Raw genomic sequence first — 5,796 nt, 5'->3', positions numbered from 1 at the left:
AGCCAGGACTCTCGTGTCGCGCAAATCCGCGCCGCACCGCCCGCGTCCGGCAAGCGAGCCGGGTCCAACCGCTGCCGCGCCGTCCCGCGACGACAGTATTCAGCCCGCGTCACCCCGCCAGCCGGTTTCCGGCGGCATCGACGAGTAAGGAGATAGGCATGCAATTCGACAAGCGCGCCTGGCTCGATCGCATCAAGAAGATGTTCATCGGCTTCGACCGCCCGCTCGCGTTGGCGGTGTTCCTGCTGATGTGCGTAGGCATCGTCACGCTGTATAGCGCCACGCTCGACATGCCGGGCAAGGTGGAAGACCAGCTGCGCAACATCATGCTGACCTTCGTGCTGATGTGGGCGCTGGCCAACGTGCCGCCCACCACGCTGATGCGCTTCGCGGTCCCGCTCTATACGTTCGGCATTGCGCTACTGGTGGCGGTGGCGATGTTCGGCCTCACGCGCAAGGGGGCCAAGCGTTGGATTAATGTCGGTGTGGTGATCCAGCCGTCCGAAATCATGAAGATCGCCACGCCCTTAATGCTCGCGTGGTACTACCAGCGCCGCGAAGGCGTGATGCGCTGGTACGACTTCCTGGTCGGCCTGATTATTCTCGTCGTACCGGTGGGCCTGATCGCCAAACAGCCTGACCTCGGCACCGCAGTGCTGGTGTTCGCGGCGGGGCTGTTCGTCATTTATTTCGCGGGCCTCAGCTTCAAGCTGATCGTGCCGGTGCTGATGGCCGCGGTGATCGCGGTCGCCTCCATCGCGACGTTTCAGGACAAAATCTGCCAGCCAGAAGTGCAATGGCCGCTGATGCATGATTACCAGAAGCACCGCATCTGTACGCTGCTGGACCCGACCTCGGATCCACTCGGCAAGGGCTTCCACACCATTCAGGCGGTGATTGCGATCGGCTCCGGCGGCCCGCTCGGCAAGGGCTGGCTGAAGGGCACCCAGGCGCACTTGGAATTCATTCCGGAAAAACACACCGACTTTATTTTCGCGGTGTTCTCCGAAGAGTTCGGGCTGGCTGGAGGGATTGTGCTGTTGGTCCTATATATGGCGCTGATCGCGCGAGGGCTGTACATCGCGGCGAACGGCGCGACGCTGTTCGGGCGATTATTGGCCGGCTCGCTCACGATGGCCTTCTTCACCTACGCGTTCGTCAACATCGGCATGGTGAGCGGCATCTTGCCGGTGGTCGGCGTGCCGCTGCCGTTCATGAGCTATGGAGGCACAGCGTTGATTACACTTGGGATCGCGACCGGCCTCATCATGAGCGTGGGCCGTCAGAAGCGGTTGATGCAGAGCTGACGCGACGCTTGCCGCGGTTGACGTGACGTGAGACCCAATGACAAGGGGCGCCTTAGCGCCCCTTGTTCGTTTACCGCCGCATCACTGCGGTTTCGCCTCGTGCTCGTCGCGCAATTGCGCGCTCAGTTGCTGAAACTTGAGCTTGGCCGCTGGATCACCCTGCGCCGCAGCCGCCGCATAGTATGCGCGCGCCACGTTCAGATTCTTGTCCACGCCGTCGCCACCGCGCTCATAGAACGAACCGGCTACGTATTGCGCGGTCATGTCGCCGCCCTCAGCGGCCTTCTTGTACCAGATGAACGCCTGTCGATTGTCGCGCGGCGTGCCGCGCCCGTCCAGAAACTGATTCGCCAGCGCGAGTTCGGCTTGCACATGTCCCTGCTCCGCGGCCTTCAGAAACCAGCGATGGGCTTCGGCCGGGTCGCGTCCCACAAACTCACCATCGTCGTACATCTTGCCGTACACGTACTGCGCGTGTGACATGTTGGCGTCGGCGGCCTTGCGCAGCCACTTCTTGCCTTCGTCGACATTGGCGGGGGTGCCTTCACCATTGAGCAACATCATCGCGTAATTGAATTCGGCCAGCCGGTTGCCGCGCTCGGCAGCATGGTGAAACTCAGTGAACGCGGCGCTCATGTTGCCCGCGTTGTAATCGGCCACAGCGGTCTGCGTTTCCGGATCGTCGGCTTTTGAGGCCTTTTGTTGCGCATACGCCGTAGCGGACGCTGCGGTTATTGCCACACATACGGCGGCGGAAATAGCCGCGCGCACCCCATACTTCGAAACCAACCTCATGACCGAACCTCCTGAAGCGCCTGACGGGTCGCGCGCACCAGCCACATGACGTCGGCCGCCAGCGCGATAAAACGAAAACCGGCGTCGCGATACTGACGCGCGCCGGCCGAATCCATAGCGAAAATACCGGTGGCGATGCCTGCCTTCTGCGCCGCTGCGACGACATGGGAGGTCGCTTCCTGCACCTCGGGGTGTTTGGAGTCGCCGAGATGGCCAAGACTCGCGGCGAGATCGGCAGGTCCGATGAAGAGACAATCGACACCCGGCGTCGCGGCAATCTTGTCCACCTCCTGCACCCCGCGGGCCGATTCAATCTGCACGATCGTCGCGATCTGCGCGTTGGCCGTTTGCACATAATCCCGGCGCATGCCATACGAACCGGCGCGAACGGCACCCGCCACACCACGCAGGCCGCCGATCGCCTCAGGCGTCGGGTATTGCGTCAAACGCACGGCGTGCGCCGCTTCTTCCGCGGTCTCGATGTTCGGGAACATCAACGTGCGCGCGCCGGCGTCAAGCACGCGCTTGACGAGCCAGCCTTCACTGGCCGGCACGCGAACCACTGGCTCACTCGGCAAGTGCGCTGCAGCAATGGCGCGCAACTGGCTCGTGACATCCGCGCTGTCGATCGGCGCGTGCTCCATGTCGATCAGCAGCCAGTCGAAACCGGCGTGCGCGAGCGCCTCGGCGGCGCTATCGCTGCCCAGCGACAGCCACAGGCCAAAGAGCGTATCGGCTTCTGCCAGACGTTGCTTGAGGGGATTGGTGAAGGTGCTCATCGCCGCACTCCGTGGCAACCTGCGACGTTGCCTGGAGTGCAGGACAGACGGCTTACGCCGCTGGTTTGATGCCTGCTGGACAATAGGGTGACCGGCATGTCTCGCTCCGCTTGGTTATTGAAACGATCATACCGTGACAATAACGCGGGCGCTGAGCGGCCTCTTAACAGCTTAATCGCGGACCACGTCGGCCCAGCAGTTCGGCGTTTCGTAGAGACGCACTTTGTGCAAGCGCAGGTTCACGCCGTAGTGAGCGTCGTAGACATTGGCGAGGATGTTGAACGCGACGGCAGCGAGGTTTTCGACTGTCGGGATGCGATCGAGCACCACCGTCTTGTGTCCCGGCATCGAATCGAGAAAGCCGCGCACTTGCGTGTCGCCTTCGTAGACAAGAAACGCGTGATCCCATCGGTCGACGAGATGCTCGACCGCGAGCGACTTCACATCGGCAAAGTCCATCACCATGCCGCGATCCGGCGCACCTTCGGTTTCGACGAGGTCGCCTTGCAGCGTGACTTCGAGGACGTAGCGATGCCCGTGCAGATTACGGCACTGGCTACGGTGATCGGGGATGCGGTGGCCCGCATCGAATTCGAGTTTTCGGGTAATCGTCAGCACGGCAAATCAGGGAATGTTCAGATACTTGTGGGTCTGCATCGACAGGCGCCATTGCGGATGGCGTTTGCACCAGTCGATCGCGAGTTTCGTGTTGAGGTCGCGCGACGGACCGTCCATGGGCTGGACGAGGAAATATTCGAAGTCGAGCGCCGCGTATTCGGACAACCGCTGGTTGTCCTGCGGGATCACGACTTTCAGTTCGTTGCCCTTGGTGACGACGAGCGGCGCATCAGCCTTCGGGCTCACGCAGATCCAGTCAATCGTATCCAATACCGGCAAGGAGCCGTTCGTTTCAATGGCAATCTCGAAGCCTGCCGCGTGCAGCGCGTCGACGAAAGGCTGATCCATCTGCAACATCGGTTCACCGCCGGTACAGACGACGAAGCGTTCGCGCTCACCTTCAGGCCATTGCGCCGCGATCATCTGCACCAGTTCTTCGGCAGTGCGGTACTTGCCGCCGTTCTCGCCGTCCGTGCCCACGAAGTCCGTATCGCAGAAGCGGCACACCGCCTCCGCACGGTCTTCCTCGCGGCCCGACCACAGATTGCAACCGGCGAACCGGCAAAACACCGCCGGGCGGCCGGCATTCGCACCTTCGCCCTGCAACGTGTAGAAGATTTCCTTGACCGCGTACGTCATGCTGCTTTCTGCCTGGCCGCAAGGGCCTGATTAGTGTTGCCGCTGCCCCCAAGACGAACGGGGCAAACGGATTCAAACGGGTTCAAACGGCGATTCCGTGACTTTCTCGCCGGCCAGATACGCCTCGTAGCCGCGCTTGCGCAAACGGCAAGCCGGACACTCGCCACAGCCAAAACCCCACGCATGCAATTCAGCGCGCTCGCCGACATAACAGGTGTGCGTTTCGACGCGAATCAGCTCGACCAGATCGTCTCCACCCAACTCGTGCGCGAGACGCCACGTATCGGCCTTGTCGAGCCACATCAGCGGCGTTTCGAGCAGGAAGCGCGTATCCATGCCGAGATTCAACGCCACCTGAAGGGCCTTCATCGTGTCGTCGCGGCAATCGGGATAACCGGAGAAATCCGTCTCGCACATCCCGCCCACCAGCACCTGCAAGCCGCGCCTATAAGCGATCGCCGCAGCGATCGTCATGAACATCAGATTGCGGCCCGGCACGAAGGTGTTGGGCAACCCATTGGCGGTAGCCTCGATCTGGATCTCGCGCGTCATCGCGGTATCGCTGATCGAACCGAGCACCCCCAGGTCGATCATGTGATCGTCGCCAAGGCGCTCGGCCCACGCGGGAAAGGCCCGTACAACCGCGTCGCGAAAGCCTTCGCGGCATTCCAGTTCGACCCGGTGCCGCTGCCCGTAATCAAAGCCGAGTGTCTCGACCGTTTCGTATCGTTCGAGCGCCCAGGCGAGGCACGTGGCCGAGTCCTGACCGCCGGAAAACAGCACCAGAGCGCTACTCTTAGCGTCGTTGCGGATCACCGTGAAACTCCGTGAATGATGAGTGCCGCGTCGCGCTGCGCGATGTGCGCCATGCAGCAACGCGGCGCGACGCGTGCCGGCGTTGCAACCGGCTCAAGCAGTATAGGCCGCGCCTTTCGCGTGCAGAGTCGCTGGCGCTTATACCGCTGATCGTCGGGCGCAAGGGTTGGTGCGCGGTGCAAAGGACTTGTCAGGCAAACGCAGCAAGTCCTTGAACTGGCGCGATTTTATCACGCGAGGCCCAATGCCGCCGGGGCCGCCTCGACAAGCCACACCGCGCCGCTCTCAACGAAGGACACCCGTCAGAAAAGGAAAAGCCCCAGGAATCTTGCGAGTTCCTGGGGCTGAATCCTGGTGGCCTGGGTCGGAATCGAACCAACGACACGCGGATTTTCAATCCGCTGCTCTACCAACTGAGCTACCGGGCCAACGAAGAAGCGAGAGTATAACAAAGGGTTTTAAGTGGCTCAAGCCCTCTCTCTCAATTTTTTGCCGGCGCGAACCGGAAACCGCCAGCCCGCGCGCATTCGCGGGCGATTTTTACTCGCCTTTGTTCTTGCCGAGATCGACGCCGAGCTGCTTGAGTTTGCGGTACAGATGGGTGCGTTCGAGCCCCGTCTTTTCGGCCACCCGCGTCATGCTGCCGTTCTCGCGCGCGAGGTGATACTCGAAGTACGCGCGTTCGAACGCATCGCGTGCGTCACGCAATGGAATATCGAACGAGATGGAGGCCGTTTGCGCCGCCATTGCGCCACCGCCAAGCGGGTCGCCGGAGAGCATTGGCAACGAGGCCGCCGAGGCCACCGCCGACGGACTGGCGGGCACCGCAGGCTTGGCCGCGG

Annotated in this window: 7 protein-coding genes and 1 tRNA gene; 1 reads left to right on the top strand and 7 read right to left on the bottom strand. The window is 62.1% G+C overall.

Features of this window, described 5'->3' with window-relative positions; all coding sequences use genetic code 11:
* The first annotated feature begins 158 nt into the window (after positions 1 to 158).
* Positions 159 to 1,307 carry a rod shape-determining protein RodA gene (gene rodA / locus WCA85_RS24750; protein ID WP_424067490.1) on the top strand — a complete coding sequence of 383 codons (1,149 nt, stop codon included), beginning with the start codon at positions 159 to 161 and terminating at the stop codon, positions 1,305 to 1,307.
* An 81-nt stretch (positions 1,308 to 1,388) separates the two neighbouring features.
* Here the strand turns inward: rodA and WCA85_RS24745 are convergent, their stop codons facing one another.
* From WCA85_RS24745 to WCA85_RS24715, 7 genes are all read right to left on the bottom strand, one after another.
* Positions 1,389 to 2,102, bottom strand: a complete 714-nt coding sequence (locus WCA85_RS24745; RefSeq protein ID WP_424067489.1) for a tetratricopeptide repeat protein — start codon at positions 2,100 to 2,102, stop codon at positions 1,389 to 1,391.
* Entirely contained in the window at positions 2,099 to 2,881 is a 783-nt protein-coding gene (locus WCA85_RS24740; RefSeq protein WP_424067488.1) for an HpcH/HpaI aldolase family protein, read from the bottom strand. The genes WCA85_RS24745 and WCA85_RS24740 overlap by 4 nt, the downstream gene beginning before the upstream one ends.
* A gap of 171 nt (positions 2,882 to 3,052) precedes the next feature.
* Complete coding sequence (queD, locus tag WCA85_RS24735; RefSeq protein WP_424067491.1) at positions 3,053 to 3,496, bottom strand: 6-carboxytetrahydropterin synthase QueD; 444 nt, start codon at positions 3,494 to 3,496, stop codon at positions 3,053 to 3,055.
* Positions 3,497 to 3,505: 9 nt separating this feature from the next.
* Positions 3,506 to 4,138, bottom strand: a complete 633-nt coding sequence (queE, locus tag WCA85_RS24730) for a 7-carboxy-7-deazaguanine synthase (protein WP_424067487.1) — start codon at positions 4,136 to 4,138, stop codon at positions 3,506 to 3,508.
* Positions 4,139 to 4,210: 72 nt separating this feature from the next.
* On the bottom strand, positions 4,211 to 4,954 hold the full coding sequence (queC, locus tag WCA85_RS24725) for a 7-cyano-7-deazaguanine synthase QueC (protein WP_424067486.1): 744 nt from the start codon (positions 4,952 to 4,954) through the stop codon (positions 4,211 to 4,213).
* A gap of 352 nt (positions 4,955 to 5,306) precedes the next feature.
* Positions 5,307 to 5,382 (bottom strand) — tRNA-Phe (locus WCA85_RS24720).
* Between the two features lie 112 nt (positions 5,383 to 5,494).
* Positions 5,495 to 5,796, bottom strand: a 302-nt coding sequence (locus WCA85_RS24715; protein ID WP_424067485.1) for a helix-turn-helix domain-containing protein, incomplete at its 5' end; no start/stop codon positions are given.

Source organism: Paraburkholderia sp. (assembly GCF_049581445.1).
GTDB lineage: Bacteria > Pseudomonadota > Gammaproteobacteria > Burkholderiales > Burkholderiaceae > Paraburkholderia.
This window is presented reverse-complemented; position numbering and strand designations above follow the sequence as displayed.

What these genes read in the sequence shown, in the direction of transcription:
- rodA (WP_424067490.1), top strand. Translation starts at nt 159, where the DNA reads ATGCAATTCGACAAGCGCGCCTGGCTCGATCGCATCAAGAAGATGTTC.
- WCA85_RS24745 (WP_424067489.1), bottom strand. Translation starts at nt 2,102, where the DNA reads ATGAGGTTGGTTTCGAAGTATGGGGTGCGCGCGGCTATTTCCGCCGCC.
- WCA85_RS24740 (WP_424067488.1), bottom strand. Translation starts at nt 2,881, where the DNA reads ATGAGCACCTTCACCAATCCCCTCAAGCAACGTCTGGCAGAAGCCGAT.
- queE (WP_424067487.1), bottom strand. Translation starts at nt 4,138, where the DNA reads ATGACGTACGCGGTCAAGGAAATCTTCTACACGTTGCAGGGCGAAGGT.